At 35.2% G+C, this 20,658-nt stretch carries 18 protein-coding genes; 13 read left to right on the top strand and 5 right to left on the bottom strand.

Going from position 1 to position 20,658, the window contains the following annotated elements; genetic code table 11:
* Positions 1-118: 118 nt before the first annotated feature.
* Both EV144_RS01405 and EV144_RS01400 read left to right on the top strand, forming a co-directional pair.
* Positions 119-1,141 carry an LLM class flavin-dependent oxidoreductase gene (locus EV144_RS01405; protein WP_134145454.1) on the top strand — a complete coding sequence of 341 codons (1,023 nt, stop codon included), beginning with the start codon at positions 119-121 and terminating at the stop codon, positions 1,139-1,141.
* Between the two features lie 276 nt (positions 1,142-1,417).
* Positions 1,418-2,095: a DUF1080 domain-containing protein gene (locus tag EV144_RS01400; protein ID WP_134145452.1), complete on the top strand. Its 678-nt coding sequence runs from the start codon at positions 1,418-1,420 to the stop codon at positions 2,093-2,095.
* Between the two features lie 181 nt (positions 2,096-2,276).
* On the opposite strand, the gene EV144_RS01395 is transcribed toward EV144_RS01400, so the two are convergent.
* Positions 2,277-2,732 (bottom strand): helix-turn-helix domain-containing protein, encoded by a 456-nt coding sequence (locus EV144_RS01395; RefSeq protein WP_166670521.1) that lies wholly within the window; start codon positions 2,730-2,732, stop codon positions 2,277-2,279.
* A 73-nt stretch (positions 2,733-2,805) separates the two neighbouring features.
* On the opposite strand from EV144_RS01395, the gene EV144_RS01390 reads away from it, so the two are divergent.
* Positions 2,806-3,603 (top strand): CPBP family intramembrane glutamic endopeptidase, encoded by a 798-nt coding sequence (locus EV144_RS01390; protein WP_134145448.1) that lies wholly within the window; start codon positions 2,806-2,808, stop codon positions 3,601-3,603.
* 167 nt (positions 3,604-3,770) lie between these two features.
* Here EV144_RS01390 and EV144_RS01385 read toward each other — a convergent pair whose 3' ends face one another.
* The 3 genes from EV144_RS01385 to EV144_RS01375 all read right to left on the bottom strand — a co-directional run bounded on the left by EV144_RS01385 (position 3,771) and on the right by EV144_RS01375 (position 9,294).
* Positions 3,771-4,556 carry a GLPGLI family protein gene (locus EV144_RS01385; protein WP_134145446.1) on the bottom strand — a complete coding sequence of 262 codons (786 nt, stop codon included), beginning with the start codon at positions 4,554-4,556 and terminating at the stop codon, positions 3,771-3,773.
* A 4-nt stretch (positions 4,557-4,560) separates the two neighbouring features.
* Positions 4,561-7,359 (bottom strand): outer membrane beta-barrel family protein, encoded by a 2,799-nt coding sequence (locus EV144_RS01380; protein WP_134145444.1) that lies wholly within the window; start codon positions 7,357-7,359, stop codon positions 4,561-4,563.
* A gap of 813 nt (positions 7,360-8,172) precedes the next feature.
* On the bottom strand, positions 8,173-9,294 hold the full coding sequence (locus EV144_RS01375; RefSeq protein WP_134145442.1) for an alkene reductase: 1,122 nt from the start codon (positions 9,292-9,294) through the stop codon (positions 8,173-8,175).
* A 137-nt stretch (positions 9,295-9,431) separates the two neighbouring features.
* Here EV144_RS01375 and EV144_RS01370 point away from each other — a divergent pair, with 137 nt between their 5' ends.
* From EV144_RS01370 to EV144_RS01350, 5 genes are all read left to right on the top strand, one after another.
* On the top strand, positions 9,432-9,851 hold the full coding sequence (locus tag EV144_RS01370; RefSeq protein ID WP_134145440.1) for a winged helix-turn-helix transcriptional regulator: 420 nt from the start codon (positions 9,432-9,434) through the stop codon (positions 9,849-9,851).
* A gap of 529 nt (positions 9,852-10,380) precedes the next feature.
* Complete coding sequence (locus EV144_RS01365; protein ID WP_134145438.1) at positions 10,381-13,302, top strand: PQQ-dependent sugar dehydrogenase; 2,922 nt, start codon at positions 10,381-10,383, stop codon at positions 13,300-13,302.
* Between the two features lie 659 nt (positions 13,303-13,961).
* On the top strand, positions 13,962-14,531 hold the full coding sequence (locus EV144_RS01360) for a Crp/Fnr family transcriptional regulator (RefSeq protein WP_134145436.1): 570 nt from the start codon (positions 13,962-13,964) through the stop codon (positions 14,529-14,531).
* Between the two features lie 70 nt (positions 14,532-14,601).
* Positions 14,602-15,054, top strand: coding sequence for a VOC family protein (locus tag EV144_RS01355; protein ID WP_134145434.1), 453 nt, complete (start codon positions 14,602-14,604; stop codon positions 15,052-15,054).
* Between the two features lie 131 nt (positions 15,055-15,185).
* The gene (locus EV144_RS01350; protein ID WP_134145432.1) at positions 15,186-15,479 is read left to right on the top strand and encodes a hypothetical protein; all 294 of its coding nucleotides are present in this window, start codon (positions 15,186-15,188) and stop codon (positions 15,477-15,479) included.
* Positions 15,480-15,579: 100 nt separating this feature from the next.
* Here EV144_RS01350 and EV144_RS01345 read toward each other — a convergent pair whose 3' ends face one another.
* Positions 15,580-16,167 (bottom strand): Crp/Fnr family transcriptional regulator, encoded by a 588-nt coding sequence (locus EV144_RS01345; RefSeq protein ID WP_134145430.1) that lies wholly within the window; start codon positions 16,165-16,167, stop codon positions 15,580-15,582.
* 441 nt (positions 16,168-16,608) lie between these two features.
* On the opposite strand from EV144_RS01345, the gene EV144_RS01340 reads away from it, so the two are divergent.
* The 5 genes from EV144_RS01340 to EV144_RS01320 all read left to right on the top strand — a co-directional run bounded on the left by EV144_RS01340 (position 16,609) and on the right by EV144_RS01320 (position 20,656).
* The gene (locus EV144_RS01340) at positions 16,609-16,944 is read left to right on the top strand and encodes a cupin domain-containing protein (RefSeq protein WP_134145428.1); all 336 of its coding nucleotides are present in this window, start codon (positions 16,609-16,611) and stop codon (positions 16,942-16,944) included.
* A gap of 488 nt (positions 16,945-17,432) precedes the next feature.
* Positions 17,433-17,726: a putative quinol monooxygenase gene (locus tag EV144_RS01335; protein WP_134145426.1), complete on the top strand. Its 294-nt coding sequence runs from the start codon at positions 17,433-17,435 to the stop codon at positions 17,724-17,726.
* 317 nt (positions 17,727-18,043) lie between these two features.
* On the top strand, positions 18,044-18,796 hold the full coding sequence (locus EV144_RS01330) for an SDR family oxidoreductase (RefSeq protein ID WP_134145424.1): 753 nt from the start codon (positions 18,044-18,046) through the stop codon (positions 18,794-18,796).
* 308 nt (positions 18,797-19,104) lie between these two features.
* Positions 19,105-19,857 carry an SDR family oxidoreductase gene (locus EV144_RS01325; protein WP_134145422.1) on the top strand — a complete coding sequence of 251 codons (753 nt, stop codon included), beginning with the start codon at positions 19,105-19,107 and terminating at the stop codon, positions 19,855-19,857.
* A 58-nt stretch (positions 19,858-19,915) separates the two neighbouring features.
* Positions 19,916-20,656, top strand: a complete 741-nt coding sequence (locus tag EV144_RS01320; RefSeq protein ID WP_134145420.1) for an SDR family NAD(P)-dependent oxidoreductase — start codon at positions 19,916-19,918, stop codon at positions 20,654-20,656.
* Positions 20,657-20,658 lie beyond the last annotated feature (2 nt).

Raw genomic sequence — 20,658 nt, 5'->3', positions numbered from 1 at the left:
TATTAACATTTTTGTTATACAATCCAAAAAGTAGATGTTGTCAGAATAAATATTCATATGCAGGCTTTCAGATAAATGATGTGTATATTTACAATTGCGAACAATAACATTGCTGTCTATGAAAAAAATAGGATTTTTATCTTTTGGGCATTGGGCCGATCATCCTTCCTATAAGGCTCGTACAGCATCCGATACACTGCTTCAGTCCATTGATCTGGCTGTTGCTGCGGAAGCAATTGGAATTGATGGTGCTTATTTCAGGGTGCATCACTTTGCTAAACAGCTGGCATCACCTTTTCCTTTACTTTCAGCCATTGGTGCTAAGACGAGTCAGATAGAAATTGGAACAGGGGTAATCGATATGCGTTATGAGAACCCTTTGTATATGGTAGAAGATGCCGGAGCAGCCGACTTAATTTCGGAAGGCCGTTTACAATTAGGAATCAGCAGGGGATCGCCGGAACAGGTCATTGACGGCTGGCGCTCTTTTGGTTATGAACCAATGGATGGTGAAACGGATGCCGAAATGGGACGCAGAAAAGTGTTGGAATTTTTACAGCGGCTTAACGGAGAGGGATTTGCCGAGCCGAACCCGAACCCTATGTTTCCAAATCCACCGGGACTATTACGTTTGGAACCTTATTCTGAAGGGCTTAGGGAACGCATCTGGTGGGGAGCGGCATCAAATGCAACCGCTGTTTGGGCAGCTGAAAACGGCATGCACCTGCAGAGTTCCACGTTGAAATATGACGAAAACGGCAAACCTTTCCATATCCAGCAGGCAGAACAAATCAGGTTATACAAAGAAGCCTGGAAAAATGCGGGGCATCAACGGGAACCGCGTGTCTCAGTCAGCCGTTCTATTTTTGCACTGGTCAACGATCAGGACAGATATTATTTTGGTAATCAAGGCAGGGGCACAGATAGTTTTGGTAATATCGAAGCTGATAAACGCGCTATCTTTGGAAAAAGTTATGCTGCGGAACCCGATAAGCTGATTGCAGAACTGGCTCAGGATGAAGCTATTCAGGAAGCCGATACGCTGCTGCTGACTATACCCAACACGCTGGGTGTTGATTACAATGTTCATGTACTGTCGGCTATTTTAGAACACGTAGCCCCGGAACTGGGCTGGCGTTAAATTTTTCAGACAAAATACACAGAAGCCCTCTATTTTAATAAGAGGGCTTTTTATGCAAGAATATTTTTTTCTTGACTAAATTTTATGAATTCCCAGATTTTTCATTATTAACAAATTCCGACGGATACATCGAAAAACTCTTATGAAAATTCTGCTGAACTGTTTCAATTACTTTTTCTGATTTTTATCATTCAGAAAACGAAAAATCATTAGAAACTCAGTAACTATTAATACAGAAAAAACATTCTCATTAGTAATCATTTAATAATAAAACAAATGAAAAAATTGATCATTATAACATTGATTTTATGTTTTGTACAAACGATATACCCACAGAAAGGTTTTAAGCCACTTTTTGACGGCAAGACCACAAAAGGCTGGCATTCTTATGGCAAAAATACTGCCGGCGCTGGATGGAAAGTGGAAGATGGAACACTTCATTTTGATCCTGAAGCTGCCAAAAATGGACAAGGCGGCGATTTAGTAACTGATGCAGCATTTGAAAATTTTCATTTAAAATTAGAATGGAAAATTGCTCCAAATGCCAATAGTGGTATTATTTTTTATGTTAATGAAGCCCCTGCAAAATACCCAAATACATACAGTACAGGTTTAGAAATGCAGGTTTTAGATAATGACGGCCATCCCGACGGAAAAATAACCAAACACCGAGCAGGAGATTTATACGATTTAATTCAAAGCAAATCAGAGCCTGTTAAAAAAGTTGGAGAATGGAATAAAGCTGAAATTATCAGTAAAAATGGAAACTTAACCCTTATTTTGAACGGAGTAGTGGTAGTGAAAACGGTACTTTGGGATGATAATTTCAAAAAATTGATTGAAGGAAGTAAATTTGCAGGCTGGTCAGGATTCGGAACCTTTAAAAAAGGAAAAATAGCATTACAGGATCATGGTGATAAAGTTTGGTATCGAAATATTATGATCAAAGAATAATGACTTTTAATTGAAGTTACGGATTTATTTTTAAGAGAAAACACATCGGCTCCGAAACACATTTTACATGGTGATGGCTTTATTATCAGGGCTGTTTTTACTATTATGAATTAAGATGCTTATCTCAATCTAAATCATCCAATTAAAATAGCAGTGCAACGACTTATTTTAAGTGATTTTTTTATTTCCAAATTTTTAATAATAAAATGAAATAAATAAAACTCATACAGAAAATCAATACGCACATTTCAAATGCATTTTCCGGAAATGTCGGTGATTGAAGAATATAGGCATAGCAGCCAATTATAAGTAAAAAAGGACTGCCAAAAGTTAGGATCAATTTTGAAATTCTTGAGGGTTTTACAATTACTTCTTTTTCACCAAAAGAAAGTTCTTGCTTTTTAACAAATTCTAATGGAACATCTATATGCTCAAATAAAGCATTTAATGTATATTTTCGTGGCATAACGATTGCATTTTCTATTCGCTGAACGGCACGAATAGTTATACCCGAAAGTTCTGCGAGTTCTTTTTGTGTCAATTTTCTTTTTAACCTTTCACGCTTTATAATCTCAGCAATATCCTGCTTATTATAAGCAGCAACATCTATAAATTCTTTAACGGCATTTGACGACATTTGAGATGACATTTTAATTATAACTAATAGAGCGAGGCTAAAATTAATAGTTTTGAAGAAAAAAACTATAATTATGAAAGCAACATTATCAATAAAACTAAAACAGCTCCTAATTTTTGCATGCTTAATTGCTTTGTCACTTTTTCTAAGTGGCTTGGTGGAAAACCGATTATTTTCATTTTTACCTTTAGGATGTATATTAGTTATTCTTTCGAATTGGATTATGTTTAAACAGGAAGGTTTATCTCTCAATTATCTTGGAATAGATAAAAGTCATAAGCCAATCAATAAAATTCTGATTGGGTTTCTTTTAGGACTTTGTTTTGTTTTCTTGAACCTCTGCATCCAGATTGTTGTTAAAGGCGGAAACTTTCAAATAAACCATTCTCCGGATATAAAAGCTTTATTAATTGCACTGATTGTTGTGTTTCCTACTGTGATTGTACAACAGTTTTACATTCTGGGCTATGGTTTTTATAAAGCTAAACAAATAGGAGGGAATACCTTTGCAGTTTTTGTGACATCAATTGTTTTTATAAGTATGCATGATATTTCGGGTAATATGTGGAACCTCCCTTTTCAGTTATCAAATTATTTTTTTGCAATACTCATGTTTTCCACTGCACTTAATCGATCTGGAAGTATATTACTGCCTATAGGCCTGCATTGGGGAAACAATTTTGCAAATTCCTATTTGATTACACAAAATGAAATGAAAACTTCATATATTTTTTTAGCACATCAAAATGATTTCATCAAAGACTATTATCAGTATTTTGGTCTTTTGATATTGGGTATTGCAGTACCATTGATATTTATTACAGCTGTTAGAATCCTTTTTAAGGATAAGAGCGAATATATGATGTATTAGTGTAAACGAGAATATTACATTGCTTTTAGTTTTTATAAAGTTTTTACACTAAAATCGTATCATGAGGTAACCCATTAGAGATGAAGATTTAATTAATGATGAAGTGTTAAATAATTTTCTAAATGAGATGCAGCTATTACCCTTAGAAGAGCAATAGCTGGTTATGGTTATAAAGAGTAGGCTTGTAATGTTTTTTTTGCCCATTTTCCCCAGCCCTTCAAAGCATCCAAAAGTATTTTGTTTAATCCTTTATTGTCAGTTGGTTTACCTTTAATTGGTGGAGCTAAATCTTTGTCAGAAACTGGAATTTCTGTAACTTTTGTAGCAAACCATGTCATATTTTCATGTGGCAGGGCCAATCCCAAAATTGTTCCGGGTAATCCTGTAAAAGATTCAGGGCCGCCAGCAAATGGAATTTGAATAGTGTAATAAGCAACAACATAAACAGAATCAAGCACTATAGCATTTGCTCTGCGGCATTCATAACCCGCGATTTCTCTGGTTTCATCGGTAATTTTCCAGTCAATTTTGCGTAAACTATCTTTAACTAAATATAAATCATCGTAAACGTTTTTTTGGGTAATGCTGGTTTGGGTATCTAGATCTGTAGCGATAACATTTTTTAAATTAGCCATTGCATCATCTCCAATCCAACTGTTGTTGCTTGCTGATTCTTTGGTTTCGTCCCATTTGTATAAACTCTTGTTTTTTGAAAAACTGAGAATGCTTTTTGTAGTTTTAAATTGTGGATTGGTTTTTTTATAACTTTCAAAAGCGGCTTGATAATAACTATCAGTTTCTCCTTTTATTTTTTTTGTAATCAAAGCATACATATTCGATTTTTTCTCAAATTCGATTACGCCATTTTGTACAAAGTGGTCATTTTGTGCAAAAGTATTGCAGCATGTCAATACAATTATTAAAATTAAGATGCGATTTATTATTGTTTTCATGGTTTTAGTTTTGTTTAATTTCTCCTCCGCCCATTTTGCTGAAGTCCCAGCTTACAGAGAACATAAAGTATCTTTGGATAGTGGTATAAGTACTTTGGTTGATATTTCCATTGAATGCAGAACGATTAAATCCTACATTTTGGTTCAAAAGATCTCTTCCCGTTATAGAAACTCTTAAATTATCTGATTTAAAGAATTTTTTGGTGATAGATGCATTCCAAATAAAACGCTCAAAAGTTTCCTGAATCACTTGCGTTTTTCCATTATATTGATAATTACCATCTGTGCTAATTTCTAGTTTGAAAGGTAATTCTACACTGGTCCAGAAATTTCCATTAAAACCCCAGCCATTGCTGTCACTATTTTTGTTGATGCTTGCATCAGCAACGTTGTAAGTAGGTCCGAAGCTGGTATTAAAATTATATTTTTTTTCTTTATACTTTGATAAGTTTAAATTAAAGGAATAACTTGAATTTTTAGTTTGATTCAGTTGTGTATTGATGTAATTATAGTTAACATTTTTGTTGGCACTTAAACCAATTCCTGCTGACATGTCTATGGCTTTGATTGTTCTGCCAAAATTACCGTTCAAATAATAACTTGTTGTAGCTTTGTTTTTTAGGTTTACAAATTGAGAAATACTTTCTCCTCTATCATTTGTAATCACATTACTTACTATTGGATCTAACGTAAAATTGTACGATCCATTAACCGAAAAATATTGATTGCTAAGTACTTTATACGAATAATAACTTCCTCTAAAATTATTTCTAAAAGAAGGATCTAAATTCGGATTACCCAAAATCGTATTTAACTGGTTTTGATTATTTCGTATCGGCTGTATTTGTTCTAATGTCGGCTGATCGGTGTTTCCGTTATACGAAAAACGCAGTGATTCTCTTTGTTTAAAATTATATTGATAGTTGATCTGAGGCATGTAGTTAACAAATTTTTGCTTAAAAGAACTCTCTTTATAAACATCATATTGTTTAAAGTTTACACCGCTAAATTTAGAACCAAAAGATAAAACAGTTTTATTTTTTTTGTAATTAAAAATCGCTCCAAGTTGGTTTATCGTTTGGTCTAATTCATAATTATTACTAAAGATAGAATCCAAAACAGTATAATCGCCAGTTGAAGATTGATTAAAAGATTTACGATCAGCTTTTCCGTTACTAATGTTGAATCCATAATTAAGAATTAAAGATATACTTTTGGATAACGGTTCGGTATAGATTAAATTTGATTTAAAAGTTGTATTGCTAATAGTGTTGACCTTATTTTGATCGACTACTTTGGTGCTGTCAGGACTAATTACGGATGGTGTAAAAAATTCAGCTCTGGAATTTAAATAACCATCACTTTTGCTGTCTGTACTGGATTGGCTTAAATTAAGAGATAATGTTCGCCCCGTTTTTTTAAGTCTTTTAGTTAATAAAGTATTTATGTTAAATATTTTATCATCAACCTCGTTTGTAGTTGTCTGTTTCAAATTATTCAATTGACTGCCTTGTTCGTCAGTACCTTTTCGCATTTCTGCTTCACTTGAATTACTTTTTTTAAATAATCCATCTACATTTAATTTTAAAGTTAAAGTAGTATCAATTTTAATTTCATAAGCCAGATCAAGTTTATTTTTAGTCATATTTTTCTCAAAATTCTTGTCTGAAGTATTATAAATGCTGCTAGAACTTAAATTTTGCTGGTTAATATCATTGCGATCTCCTGAAAGTTTGATATCGCCAATTTTATAATTTACATTGATAGATTCTTTATCGTTGTTCCATTTATTATCAAAATGTATTCCGCCAGTTTGGGCTACTGGAATTCCTTCACCATTAAATTGTCCATCCCAACTATCAAATTCATCATTTCCATTGTTTGAAAAATAAATACCGCCGTCATCATTTACTTGATAACTGCTTTGTCCATATTTATCTTTATCTCCCCATCCTAATCCTACTTGTCCTGTGTTGCCAAAAATGCCATAAGCGGCTAATTTTTTCTTATCCCAAAACTTATTAAACATCGCTTGGCCTTTGTAAAAATTATCAGTTCCTCCTCCGAGTTCTACTTTCCCGAAATGGCCATTTTTTTTGTCTTCTTTAAGTTTAACATTTAGAGTTTTGGTTTTCTGACCATCATCAATTCCTGTAAAAGCGGCTTGATCACTTTTTTTGTCGTACAATTGTACTTTATCAACCATGTCCGCACGTAGATTTTTTGTAACTAAAGTGGGATCATCACCAAAAAATTCTTCACCATCAACCAAAACTTTGGTTACAGTTTCGCCTTGAGCAGTAATTTTTCCATCCTTATCAATTTGTATTCCCGGGAATTGTTTTATCAGATCTTCCACTTTTGCATTAGGTTCTATTTTAAAAGCTTTTGGATCAAATTCTAACGTATCTCCTTTGATTTTCATAGCGGCTCTATTGCCTTTTATAATTATTTCGGATAGTAATTTTCCTTTATCAAGCAAATTAATTTTGCCATAATCTTTGATTAACTTTGTGGAATCAACAGAAAATTCGTCTACAAAATCAGCATATTTGGGATAAGAAACCAGTAAAATAAATTTACCGGCTTTAATATTATTCAACTCAAAAGAGCCATTTTCTTTAGCTCGTGTAAATTTTACTAAAACAGAATCTTGTGCTCTTAATAAAGAGACTGATGCTTTTGTTAACGTAGAATTGTTTGTGGTATCTGCTACAAATCCTTTGACTGTGCCTGATACTTGTGCCTTTAAAGTATTTGATAAAAAAAGAAAGCAACATAATAGTAGAATTGTTTGTCTCATTAATTGGTTATGGTTTTTCGAAAATAGGCATTATTGTTCTATTCTATTTTTTGGGAAATAGAAATAAAATGCACTTGTTGTGTAATTTGTTTTTGGAATAAGCAAGATTGTAGATTCTAAAATAGGAATTGAAATAGCCCTTTTTTAAACAGGTTTGCAAAAGTATAATGACTTGGTTTTATGAAATTCATGATTTTTTTTGTGAGGTTTTGGTTGTTAGTGGCGTAAGTTTTAACGATTTTAATTAGTAATCGTTAGTATAATGGTTAAATGTTAACATATTTCAAATGTAAATAAAAATACTACATTTATTGTCATGATTAATTATTTACATTAACAATCATGTATTTTGTCAATATTTTCAATGTTAGTTCGGCTTAAATTCTAGAGTGGAGGTTGATCTGAAGAAATTGCCTTATTATGTGTAGCGGCTGTCTTTGTTTGGCATTACTAATTTGGTTTAGATGCCCTGTTTGAGATTTAAAGAAAATTTTAAAAATTTAATTGGTTTACGGCAGTAAATTAATATACAATTCTACAATATTATAGAGTTTTGAAAAGATTGTTGTACTGAAGGTAGAATTGTCTTTTCTTGAATACTGTCGGGGATTTAATGGATATGCTAACGAAAAATGCAGATAAAATTAAAGGGGCATTTTAGCCCCTTATTTTTTTATAATCTCATATTTAAAGTCAAGGAAATTTTTAAAATTAGCCTAAACTTTTTGTGTGAAAAAGTATGAAGTCCATTACGTTAATGATTCAAAGTTGGAACATATATTTTATAATGTATTCAATTTTCTTTGACTGCTTTTAGTGATTGTTAATGGATCCGGCTGTTGGATAGTTGGTGTATCCATCCTCTCCATCGACATAGTAAGTAGCAGGATTGCTATTCGATAATGGTAAATTATACTTGAATCGTTCTGCCAAATCAGGATTGGCAATGAATGGAACGCCGAAAGAAACAAGATCAGCTGTACCATCACTCAAAATTGCATTTGCGCTTTCCTGTGTAAAACCTAAGTTGACCATCAGTCTACCGCTGTAATTGTTGCGAAAATGACTGAAGTAATTGTCTTGCAATATTTCTACTGCCGTGCCGCTTAAGTCTTCCGCAGGTCCAACGATATGCAAATAAGCTAAATTGTAGTCGTTCAGTTTTTTTAGAATGTATTGGAATGTAGGTATAGTTTGCTCATCAGCAGACATGATACCTACGTTGCTTACAGCGGCCGGAGTAAACTTTATGGCAACACGAGTACTCTCCCAGACTTCTAAAACAGCGTCCAGAATTTCAAATATAATCCTTGAACGATTTTCAATACTGCCTCCGTATTCATCAGTACGCTGATTAGTCGCCAGACTTAAAAATTGTGGAATCAGCATACCTGCCTGTGCATGTATTTCGATACCATCAAATCCAGCTAGTTTAGCATTTTGGGCTGTTTTTTTATAATCCTGTATTGTTTGCTTAATTTCAGGAACAGTAAACTCTCTTGGCGTTAGAGAGTCTTTAAAACCCTCAGGGGTATAAGAGCGTGTTTGCGGATTGATGGCTGATGGCCCCACAGGTAGTTCTCCATCAAAAAAATCGGGGTGTGATGCAGAGCCAATATGCCCTAATTGTGAGAAGATTAAACCATCTTTGTCATGTACGGCTTTAGTTACCATTTTCCATCCTTCTATTTGCTCAGGAGTATATATACCAGGAACATTAATAAAACCAATAGATTTTGAACTCACCCATGTTCCTTCACTCAGAATTAAACCTGCAGAAGCACGCTGGGCATAGTATTCAGCCATTAGTGGTGTAGGTACAAGACCTTCATTAGCGGCACGGCCTCTGGTAAGTGATGACATAACGATGCGGTTTTTCAATTTTAAATCGCCTAACTGGTATTCTTCTAATAGTATTTGTGCAGTATTTTTCATTGTTTTTCATTATTTTTTGCAAATCTCTAATATATATTGTTTCGACACAATATGGGTGAAACTAAGTGCTTAGGGATAAATTTATCCCTGTATTGAAATAGCAATAAAATGACTAATTTTGTGTAAAGAGAATAAATATGTACGAAAGAAAAATTCCTCTCACCATAGATTGCGGTCTGCATCTGACCAGGGAAGTATTGAACGGAAAATGGAAACCAGCATTACTCAATGCAATTTCTATGGATATCAAGCGTCCAAGTGAAATCTTACGACTACTGCCAGAAGCGACTCGCAGAGTACTGAATGTCCAGCTCAAAGAACTGGAGGAACATGGCATGGTAACGAAAAAAGTTTATCCCGAATTACCTCTTAAAGTGGAATATTCGTTAACAGAAATTGGCTGGTCATTAATGCATGTTATTGATGCCATGAACCAATGGGGTGATTCAAATCGGTCATTTTTAGAGAATACTATTAAACAAGATCCGAAAATTAAGCAAATTTCAAAATCAGCTTGCCTGTCATATCAGAGTATGGCTCCTAAAGAAAAAAAATAGCATGATTTTCCATTTTTGCTTAGCAATTCTTTTATTTTAGAAACTTCTAAATCTTTTGTTTTAAAAATAACAATTCAATTGAAAGTGAGAAAGATGTAATTCCGAGGCATCATTACACTGTAAGATTAAAGATATAGAAATGGTTATTCCTAATTATTAACCCAGATTCCAATCATTAAGCAATTAAAATTCCTATAGTTAATTCTAAAAAAGCTTTTAGACTTGGGAATTACCTTTTTTAATCTGCAGGAGCAGATCTACTTCCATATTTTATATTAAACTAAAAAGAGTTTACAAGGTCTTTACATTTTTTGGTTTTGCTATAACTACTTATTAGAATTGATTAAAATTATCGTTACATAGATTTTTTCTATTTCAGTGACCGCTTTAATATTGGTTTTAAATTATATTTGTTAAGCTTTTATGTGTTAAATAATTCCATTATTTATTCATAATACTAAATACTCCTACAATATTTACAAAGAAAAGCACAATTTTTAAGCCACTTTAAAAATTTAAAAAACAAATTATGACAAGAAAAATCAATCCCAAATTGAGCAAAACACAACGATTTCAAATTTTATTGAGCACTTTTTTAGTATTGATCTCCTGGCACGCCAGCTCTCAGTATATTACTGAAAATCTAGCTCCAGGTTCGGTTATAAAAGAAGGTCTTTCTCTGGAGCAATCCGCAGATGGAAGAATATTTATAGCAGAAAGAGCAGGAATTGTTAAAGTATATCAAAATAATACCGTCTCTACTGTTTTTACAGTTGCTACCGTTACCGATAATGAGCAGGGGCTTTTAGGTCTTACCTTGCATCCTAATTTTAGCGTTAACGGTTATGTATATGTATTTTACAGTGTAAATATTGCAGGAGTAATTCGACATCGAATAGAAAGAATTCAGATTAATGCAGCGAATCAGGTTCTCGGCAGACAGGAAATTCTACTTTTGGAGCCCATCGGCGGCGGATTTCATAATGGCGGCGATTTAAAATTCTTTAATAACTATTTGTATGTTACAGTAGGAGACAGCCAGCAGAATACTAATTCTCAGGATTTAGAGACTTACAAAGGTAAAATCCTCCGACTTACAGAAGAAGGACTGCCTGCTCCCGGAAATCCTTTTTACGGAAGCGGTTCATTACAAAAACAAAGTATTTGGGTTTATGGATTTAGAAATCCATGGAGACTGGTAGCTAATGTTAAAGCAAATAAATTGTTTGTTCTGGATGTTGGAACATCCTGGGAAGAGATTAATGAAATCAGTAGTCCAGTTATTCGAAATTATGGATGGGGGCATCCTCAGGGCGGTGATGGAAAACAAACTGAAACCAATCTTTTTACAAACCCTATTTTTACCTACGCAACAGGAAGTATCGGAAATGCATTAACAAATGGACTATTGTATAATCCGGATACATCTCGTTATCCTAATCTTGAAGGATTATTTATCATTAAAGACTTCGTCAGAAACGCAATAAGATCTTTTAATCCTAACATTGCCGATCCGGTTTCAACAGAATTTTACTCTGCACCACAGCAGCAGGCACTGGGTATGTTTTTAGGAAATGATGGTTTTATTTATTATTGTGCTTACGGAAATAACGGCTCCTTAATTAAACTTAATTATATTCAAACGGCCGCTCCGACGATTGTCAATCATCCGCTTTCACAAACCATAATGGAAACCTCACCGGTTACGTTTGATGTTAGTGCGAGCGGTGTAGGACTGAGTTATCAATGGCAGTTCAACAATGTAAATATTGCTGGAGCAAATGCCGCTTCTTATACTATTGCTTCTATCACAAATGCAAATGCTGGTTCTTATCGCGTTATAGTTACTAACACGGCAGGCAGTACAACAAGCAACCCGGCTTTATTAACCGTAACGCCTTTTAGTAATAAACCAACAGTTGCCATAAATTTACCTTTGCCCACTCTAAAATGGAATGCTGAGGATCTTGTGAATTTTGAAGCAACGGCCAATGATGCAGAAGACGGTGTACTTCCTGCCAGCGCTTTTTCTTGGAGTATAGATCTTTTCCATGAAGATATTCCCGGAGCAGGACATTCACATCCGGGAGCCAGTCCACAAGGAGTAAAATCAGGAACGTTTACAGCGTCAAATCAAGGCGAAAAAACACCAAATGTGTGGTATAGATTTACTGTAAAAGTTACAGACAGTAATGGTTTAACAGCTTCTGCTTTTGTAGATATAAAACCAAATTTGGTAGATATTACCGCTACAAGTTCCCCAGCGTTATTAAATCTTGAATTCAATCAGAAAGCTGTAACAGCTCCTTCTGTAAAACAAGTAGTTGCTAATGCTGCCCTACAGACATTAAATGCTCCCACACCGCAATATGTTGGAAATATTCGCTATGATTTTGATCATTGGAGTCAGGGCGGCACTGTTAATCAAACATTTCAGGCGCCCGCATCAGGAACCAGGACCTTTACAGCTTTTTATAACGCAGTAACACTGCCAAGCGGCCCATATCAGGGAACGTTGGCTCAAATTCCCGGTGTTATTGAAGCAGAAAATTATGATGTAGGACCTAATGCATTTTTTGACAGTAATGGAGGTGGAGATGTTCCCTACAGACCGGGTGACGGTGTTGGAACGGAGGCTTGTAATGAAGGAGGATTTAATATCGCTTATGTAGCCAAAAATGAATGGCTTAAATACACGGCAAAAGTAAATACTGCAGGAAATTATACTATTAATCTAAGAATTTCGACGCCTTATAATAATAGAAAAGTACACTTAGAAGTAGATGGAGTTAATGTATCGGGTGCAGTAAATATTCAAAATACAACTGGTTTTCAGAACTGGCAGAATGCTGCAATCACTAATATTCCATTAACAGAAGGTGTACATGTTATTACTTTATTTTTTGAAGAAGCAGATATCAATATCAATAAAATGGAGTTTATATTAACATCGGCAATTACGGCTCCAACTGCAGATTTTGAGGTGAATCCACAAATGGGATGTGTTAATGCAGCAGTGAGCTTTACATCAGTTTCTATAGGAAATGTAGATACTTATAATTGGAGTTTTGGTACTGACGCCCAGCCGTCAACGGCAACAGGAGCTGGACCTCATACTGTAAAGTATACTTCTAAAGGTGATAAAGAAGTTTCGTTAACAGTGACCAATACAGGCGGTAATAACACTAAAGATATAAGTTACATGGTTCATGACTGCAATCTTGGAGTTGATAATCCGACAGATGAATCAAAGGGAATTAAAATTTTCCCCAATCCATCAACAGGAATATTCCATATTTCTAAAGATTTAGAATGGACTGTAATTTCTGCATTAGGTATTAAAGTAAAACAAGGAAAGGGACAGCAGGTAAATATTTCTGAGCAGGCATCTGGTGTTTATTTCATTAAGTTTAATGACAAAAGCGGCTCTGCTGCTGTTATTAAACAATAAACAGGCAGCTTAAAGTTTATTGAGAAACAAGAGAAAATTTGATTGCATTAAAGCTTACTGCGCAATTTTGTTTAATTTTTGTTGATCTGAGTTAATATTTTAATGGCCTTTTACGTACTGAAAAGTATATCATATGGTTTGCAAGAGAGGTGTAAAACCATAATAATCCTCCTTTAAAGCGGAGGATCTTAATCGATTAAAAAATGAAAGAGGAAAACGAGGTAAGTGGACTTCTAAAAATGAAGCTTATTTTAGAGAACAAATAGTTGGAAATTTAGGCAGAACAAATTATTCTGGAAAAAAGTAAAAAGAGTTAGTATGCCATTTTGTTAAAGTATTCGGTTTATATCTGCAAAAAGAGCAAATAAACTGCAACCCTAAAAAGTTGCAGTTTATTTTTATATAAACGGTAAAGATACTATACAACTTCTGAATGGAGGAAAATATCAATGTTGAGTTGTATATATAATAATGACCGCGTGCCACGATTCTGTCACAAATGGAAGGAAGCTGAAAATCTATAAAATTCCCTTAACTTTTGTGATTTAAAAGTTAGCAAGTCCACTTTTATACTGCTCCTATTTAATAAATTTAGCTTTAAATAATAGCTTTGCATTTAATTAATTGCAAGTTTGCTTTTTCAATAGTTATCAATAGTCATGAACAATATAAATCCGTTAATTCAGCAACTAAAAAAATATGGGACACTGAGCCCGGCTGCCGAAAAAGATATTGAAGAAAAGATAAAAATATTTCTGAAGAAAAAAAACGATCATTTTCTAAAAGAAGGGCAGATCTTAACCAGCTATTTTGTTGTAAAAAAAGGAGTGTTCAGAGCCTACATTCACAAGAACGGAAAAGAAATAAATGTCTGGTTCGGAGAAGAAAATCAGATTTTTGGAGCCATCATGCCTATGTATACAGGAAGACCTTCTCCTGAAAATATTCAATTTCTGGAAGACTCGGAGGTGTATGCCCTTGGCGTTGATGATCTGGAAATCTTATACGGTAAGCACCCGGAATTAAACTTAATTGGTAGAAAAATTGCGGAAGAACTATGCGTCATACTTGAGGACCGAATTACTTCGCTTCATACAGAAAGTGCACCAGAGCGTTATATTACTCTTATTAATCAGCAGCCAGGACTGCTGCAACGGATTAATCTGGGACATATTGCTTCATTCCTGCGTGTGACGCAGGAAACTTTAAGCAGAATTCGCCGGCAGTAACGATTTTGATCTACATCAAAAAAAACTTTTGAATTACAGCCGATCTTTGCATCATTAAACAATTAATGATATGAAGAACAATAAATTAAACTGGTTTCAAAATGTGGAACACCGCGCGCATCCGCATCCTGGATTGAATTGGCTAACAACCACTTTAAGCGTGCCGGATGTTGCCAAAGCAATAGATTTTTACACTGGTGTGCTTGAAATGGTCAACATCTCTGAGCTGGAGGATGAGAAAACGGGAGACTTACTATTTGCAAGAATACGCTACCGCGGAAACAATTTTGTACTAAATAAAGAAAACTGGGACTTTAAAGCAGTTGCTCCTGTAACTTCCGGAAATGTGCCGTCTTTTGTCTTTTATCTGTATGTTGATGATGTAAAAGCTTTAATTGAAGAAATCAAAAAAGAGAAGGAAGCAGAAATTATTTCAGTTCCAGAAATGCAATTCTGGGGTGATCTAAAAGCGAGAATTAAAGATCCTTTCGGATATATCTGGGATCTTGCAGAAAAAGTATAAGTAAAAGATAAAACACCCTTGACTAATTTTCCTGTCCTGTACTTTAATATGGGACAGTTTTAAATTATGTTTTTGGATCTTAAAATTTTAAAGTCAATAATTTTTATTACAGCTATATAAGACTGATCATTATGAAAATAGAGGAATTACAGAATGATATTTTTAAAGGCGTACAAAAGACAGCAATATTTAATGAGAACAGTAGATTAAATATCCACCTCATATATGATGCTATATATTCAAAGTATTTGAAAATGCGAAATGAAGATTTCGAGAGTGAAATCTCTTATGTTAAGTTTATAGATTTCGTAGCGGCTTCTAAACAGATAAATGACATTGAAATTTGCAAGCTTTCAGGTGGAAGTTGCGAAGTAGAAATGGTTGAAACAAGGATAGGTCGGCACATTTTCAACTGTGCGTATTAGCAGTAGTGTATCAACAATTCCTAGCAATGCAGTAAAAGTATAATCTTATCCATTAGTATTTTATTAGCCCAATTTTGTACAAAAATGGTATCAAGTCCATTCACTTCTTTTTCACTTTGTCATTACGGATTTTGGATAAAAACTCGCGGGTCATATTTAGATAAGAAGCAATCGCGTACTGTGGTAGACGCTCCGCTACCTTTGGATACGTAGTGACAAAATTATTATACCGTTCTTCGGCAGTTTGAGTTAAATTGGATACGATACGCCGAGCTAGGTAAGCTGCTGAATGCTCAGCCATCAGTCGAAATAATGTGGCCAACTCCCAACTGGCATCTTTGAGTTTCTGCTCGGTTTGATAATCAATTTGGAGAATAGTACTATTTTCCAAAGCTTCCACAAACTGTGTCGCTGGAGTCTGATGAATATAGCTGTTATAGTCCGAAAGCCACCAGTCTTCAATTGCAAATTGAATCGTATGCTCAATGCCTTTATTATCTATTACATAGGAATGAAAAGCGCCTTTCAAGATGTAAATACGGTACTTAGCAACAAAACCTGGCTGTATAATCATTTGCTTTCTTTTGATCTTCATCACCTCAAATGCATCGGTTAATAATTCTATGCTTTCTGGTGAAAGTTCGATTTTGTTTTTTATATTTTTTAGAAAAGGTGAAAAGTCTTCCATGGTATTTAAAGATTACAAATTTGCGTCTTTTTTAAACTATTGCATTTTCTGATGTTATATTTCCAGGAATGATATAATCTAGGTAAAACATTTCAAGAAGTACCTGCTGTAAATAAATTTGATGTTTTTCCAAACTTATACTTTGGATTTTACTTCTAGTTTTGCATTTTGCGAACCAAAGGTAATGCATTTTTTATCTAAAAAGGCGTTATCAGGATTGATGTGCTTTTTTACAAAGATGTAAACTAGTAATGATTTGTTTATCAGTAAAAGTATCCTGACTAAAATAGATAGAGCAATTTATTAAGTAGGTTCTCGAAATAATTACCAATAATTTTTATACATTGTAACTAACATTTCGTCGTGGAATGTAAAAGAGAATTCACCTGCCGGCAAAACAATTACTAACGAAACACTAAATAGCATCAAAACAATACTCATATGCAAATACCAACACTCACTGTTATAGATATCCTGCAGCAAACCGAAGGCATCGAAAGCTACAAGAATGTGCCGCTGGCATTAGTTAATAATCATGTCGTGCGAATGGGCGTAATGACTGAACCATTTTACTGGCACTATCATCCAAATTCTGATGAAACCTTCCTGGTGATGGAGGGGGTGGTATGTATCGATCTGGAAGACCGCACCGTTGAATTAGGACCAGGGCAAATTTTTACTATTCCTGCAAATGTGAGGCATTGTACACGGCCCAAAGGGGATCGTTCAGTTAACCTTACTTTTGAGCTGAGTGATATGGAAACTGTTAAAGTTTAATGGACTACAAAAGGTCAGTATGATCCATAAATAATTAATACAAGGTGTCACTAAACGTGACACCTTTTTTATTTCAGTCCTTTTAAGTTCATCTCGATCCTTTTCTGCTGAAAAAGAACTAAACGCTTTCTAAAGTTGTCATTTTTTATTTTTTCAGTTCTTCAATTTTAAAGTGCATTAAAAATAAAATTATGATATAACAACAGAATAAAGATCAAGAATAGGTTTGGTTCCGACGCTCAATTTTATTTTCTTAACTGTGAAAACATATTATCAATTCTTTATATAAGGTGAACTAGTTCATCTTTTTTTCTGAAATAATATGGGATTTTTGTCGCACTAATTATTAACATTTATAAAATTGAAGCAATGAATAAAATTAAGGTAGCCATTTGGCTGTGGCACGGACATGTGCAATCAGAAAAATTACAGTTATGTTTTAAATGACTGGCCAATTGAAAAAAGAATAAACAAAAAATAATTACGATATGGAAAAATTTGCATTATTAGCCCGTTTGGAAGCCAAACCGGGCAAAGAACAAGAAACAGAAGACTTTATTAAAAGTGCATTGCCGATTGCACAAGCCGAATTAGAAACAGTAAGATGGTACGCCTTAAAAATAGGCCCTTCTACTTTTGGAATTTTTGACACCTTTCCTTCTGAAGGCGGCAGAGAAGCTCACCTTGCAGGTGACATCGCCAAAGCATTAATGGCCAAAGCGCCAGACTTATTAGCGTCTGATCCAGTTATTGAGAAAGTTGATCTCCTTGCAATAAAATAATCATTGGATTATTTAAATCGGACGAAAGAAATGCTTCCATTATAGGAAGCATTTTTTTTGCTTTCATGCAGAATAGCAGAGAAAATAAGCAGCTGACCTTAAGCATTCTTCAAATTTTGCTCGTTACGTTCGGTTAATTAAACGCTTATTACAATGCAAGTTTGTTTCTTGTTTGAATATGACCCGTGAGTTCTTTTCAAAAATTTGTAACGACAAAGTGCGAAAACGTGTGAACTAGTTCACATGTTTTTCTTAAGCTAGTTCATCTTCCTGCAATTGCAAATGCGCCAACTTTGCTATATAAAAATTTAATTATTATGTCACAAAAATTGAACAATAAAGTGGCCGTTGTTACTGGCGGTACCAGCGGTATTGGCTTAGCCATCGCTAAACGTTTTGCACAAGAAGGTGCTAAAGTTGCAGTTACAGGCCGTAATCAGCAAGCTATCGATAAAGCTGTTGCTGAAATAGGCTCAAACGGATTAGGTATCCAAGGCGATGCTTCCAGCTTATCTGATCTGACCCGTATTTTTCAAACAGTAGCAGATCATTTTGGTAAAGTAGACACACTAGTAGTTAATGCAGGTGTTTACATTTTAGGTCCATTGGCTGATTTCACTGAAGATCAATTTGACCAGGTTAGTGATATCAATTTCAAAGGTGCTTTCTTCTCCGTTCAAAAAGCTCTTCCAGTGTTGAAAGATGGCGCTTCTGTGGTATTGGTTTCTTCAACTGTAAACGGAAAAGGTGTTCCTAATCACGCAGCATATTCAGCTACCAAAGCAGCTGTTCGTTCACTTGCCCGCAGTTTTTCGGCTGAATTGCTTGACCGCAAAATTCGTGTTAACGCTTTAACTCCTGGCCCGGTTGATACTCCTGTATTTGCTACAGTGGCTGGTAGTGCAGAAGGTGCAGCGGTAATGAAAGAAGCTATGGGCAATTTTACACCGGTTAAGCGTGTAGCTCAGGCAGAGGAACTAGCAGCAGCAGCACTTTATCTTGCATCAGACGACTCAAGCTTTATGCTTGGTGCCGAACTATTGCTAGACGGTGGTCTAAGGGAGTTGTAATCTATCCCTCTTTTCCAAAAAGGAGGCAAACAAATCGTTTGCCTCCTTTTTTTGTATACATGGATTTGCATTTATAAGTTAATAATAAATTACTTCATTCCTAAAACAGTAAACAAAATAGTAATCTGTTAAAACATTTCTTTTTTCCAAATTATTTGGTGCCATGACAGATCTTGAACCACTTATCGAAAATATTAACAGCAAAAGTGAAGAAAAAGTGAACTAGTTCACGCATTTTTCATAAGATACTTCATCGTTTCAAAGCTCCATTAACTACCACCTTTGTGATGTAATTAATACATCATAAAATGTCAGAAAAATTAAAAGACAAAGTAGCTGTTGTTACCGGGGGTAGCAGTGGCATAGGTTTAAGCATTGCAAAAATTTTTGCCAGTGAAGGTGCAAAAGTGGCCATCACCGGCCGAAATCAGGCATCCATAGATAAGGCTGTAGCTGATATCGGTCCAAACGGCCTGGGTATTCAAGGTGACGTTTCTGACCTGAACGACCTTACCCGTATCTATCAAACCGTAGAAGGACGTTTTGGTAAAGTTGACGCTCTGATTGTTAACGCAGGTGTTTACATTTTAGGGCCGTTGGCTGATTTTACCGAAGACCAATTTGACAAAGTAAGCGACATCAATTTTAAAGGAGCTTTCTTCTCTGTTCAAAAAGCTTTACCTGTATTAAAAAACGGTTCATCAGTAGTCTTGGTGTCTTCAACCGTTAATGGCAAAGGTATTCCTAACCACGCAGCTTATTCAGCTACAAAAGCAGCTGTACGTTCATTAGCAAGAAGCTTCTCAGCCGACCTGCTTGATCGCAAGATCCGCGTAAACACTTTAACTCCTGGTCCAATTGATACGCCTGTTTTTGCCACAGTAACTGGTAGTACAGATGAAGCAAACGCAATGAAAGAGGCCATGGGCAACTTTACTCCGGTTAAACGTGTCGGTACTCCAGAAGAAATTGCCGCTGCTGCCTTGTACCTGATTTCAGAAGAGTCAACATTTATGCTGGGAGCAGAAATTCTGCTTGACGGCGGTTTAAGAGATTTATAATAAGTAACAAATCCGAATTAATATAAATAATAATCAATAACAATTTAATTTAAATAAAATGAAGTTAGCTAACAAAATCGCCGTTATAACCGGCGGAAGCAGCGGTATAGGTCTTGCCACCGCGAAATCATTCGTAGAAGAAGGAGCATATGTGTTCATTACCGGAAGACGCCAGTCTGAACTGGATAAAGCAGTAGCCGAAATCGGCAGAAACGTAACCGCAGTTCAGGGTGATATTACTAAACTTGCAGATCTTGACCGCTTATACGCTACCGTAAAAGCAGAAAAAGGCAGTCTGGATATTATTGTTGCCAGTGCAGGTTTTGTGGATGTAAAATCAACAGCAGAAGTAACGCTTGAACACTTTGATAAAACTTTTGATGTTAACGCAAAAGGTACGTTTTTTACAGTTCAAAAAGCACTTCCGCTCTTGAATGATGGCGGCGCAATTGTTTTGGTTGGTTCATGCATCCACTTAAAAGGATTTCCACAGTATGTAACTTACGGTGCAACTAAAGCTGCAATCCGCCATTATGCTAAAACCTGGGCAGCTGAACTGGTAGGCCGTGGCATCCGCGTAAACAACTTAAGTCCGGGCGCAATCGAAACTCCTATCCTGGACATTCAATTTAAAACTCCGGCAGAACTTGATGCTGCAAAAACGATGTTCTCGCAGGTTACACCTCTTGGACGCATCGGCCAGCCGGAAGAAATGGCTTCTGCCATACTATTCCTGGCATCAAGCGACAGCAGCTACATAACAGGTATTGACCTTGTAGCTGATGACGGTATGACGTAATT

The sequence above is a fragment of the Flavobacterium sp. 270 genome (genome assembly GCF_004368785.1).
Taxonomy (GTDB): domain Bacteria; phylum Bacteroidota; class Bacteroidia; order Flavobacteriales; family Flavobacteriaceae; genus Flavobacterium.
The sequence above is the reverse complement of the archived record's forward strand: the minus strand, read 5'-3'. Positions and strand labels throughout refer to the sequence as shown.